Genomic DNA, 1,358 nt, shown 5'->3' on the forward strand with positions numbered 1-1,358 from the left:
GATCGTGTCCCATGGAGTGGTGTAGCTTAGACGACCACGGCTCATCCCAGAGGGCCGGATGAGTGTCAGCTTGCGGCTGGCAGGCTGATGAGCGGATCATCGCTCATCGTGGCGATGGTCTCAAGTGTCATGTAGCGGGATCGCTGGACAGCCCACTCGTCGTTTTGTTCGAGGAGCAGCGCTCCCACGAGCCTGACGATTGCGTCATCGTTGGGAAAGATGCCGACGACCTCTGTGCGGCGCTTAATCTCGCCGTTAAGGCGTTCGATCGGATTGGTGCTGTGGAGCTTGGTCCAGTGCTGCCTGGGAAAGGTCATGTAGGCGAGCACGTCCTGTTCGGCACTATCCATCAGCGTGGCGAGTTTCGGCACCTTCGGCCTGATCTGGTCGGCGACATTGCGCCATTGAGTGCTCGCCGCCTCTGGCGTGTCCTGGGCAAAGGCCGTGGCGATGAAGGCGGAGACGACACGCCTTCCGCTCTTTCCGGCATGGGCCAGCGCGTTACGCATGAAGTGAACCCTGCACCTCTGCCAGGTGGCGGAAAGCACCTTCGACACGGCTGCCTTGATACCCTCGTGCGCATCGGAGACGACGAGCTTGACGCCGCGCAGGCCTCGTCTGGTCAGCTTGCGTAGGAACTCGGTCCAGATCGCTTCTGCCTCGGATGTGCCGATTTCCATGCCTAGCACCTCGCGTCGGCCATCGGTGTTCACACCCACGGCGATGATGACCGCGACAGAGACGATGCGACCGCCGCGACGAACCTTCAGGTAGGTGGCATCGATCCAGAGGTATGGCCACTCGCCCTCAATGGGGCGGTCGAGGAAGGCTTTGACCTTGTCATCGATCTCTTCGCAGAGCCGGGATACCTGGCTCTTGGAGATGCCCGACATGCCCATCGCCTTGACGAGATCATCGACTGAGCGGGTTGAAACGCCTTGGATATAGGCTTCCTGAATGACTGCCGTCAGGGCCTTCTCGGCCATGCGGCGCGGCTCCAGGAAACTCGGGAAATAGCTGCCGGTGCGAAGCTTCGGAATACGCAGCTCGACGGTGCCAGCCCGTGTCTCCCAGTCTCGATCGCGGTAGCCGTTGCGCTGGGCAAGTCGGAAGCCGTTCTTCTCGCCATAGCCCGCGCCGGTCTTCGTCCCGACCTCCAGCGCCATCAGCTTCTCGGCAGCAAAGCCGATCATCTCGCGCAGCAAATCGGCGTCGGCGCTCTTCTCAACGAGTGAGCGCAGGTTCATCATGTCGTCGGTCATCGGTGGTGTCCCTCAGGTTGGTCATAAGCAACCCGACCCTACCGGAAATCACCGATGGCTATGAAATCCAGCTACACCACTCCATGGGACACGATC

Annotated in this window: 1 protein-coding gene; it reads right to left on the reverse strand. The window is 60.9% G+C overall.

The genetic code is table 11. From position 1 onward, the window contains the following. Positions 1–65 precede the first annotated feature (65 nt). Positions 66–1,262, reverse strand: coding sequence for an IS256 family transposase (locus NDN16_RS20800; RefSeq protein WP_136543890.1), 1,197 nt, complete (start codon positions 1,260–1,262; stop codon positions 66–68). Positions 1,263–1,358 lie beyond the last annotated feature (96 nt).

The organism is Aureimonas altamirensis, from assembly GCF_023702225.1.
GTDB classification, from domain to species: domain Bacteria; phylum Pseudomonadota; class Alphaproteobacteria; order Rhizobiales; family Rhizobiaceae; genus Aureimonas; species Aureimonas altamirensis_B.

Bases quoted from the DNA above. Each gene is read 5' to 3' on its own strand.
- NDN16_RS20800 (WP_136543890.1), bottom strand. From the start codon at position 1,262: ATGACCGACGACATGATGAACCTGCGCTCACTCGTTGAGAAGAGCGCC.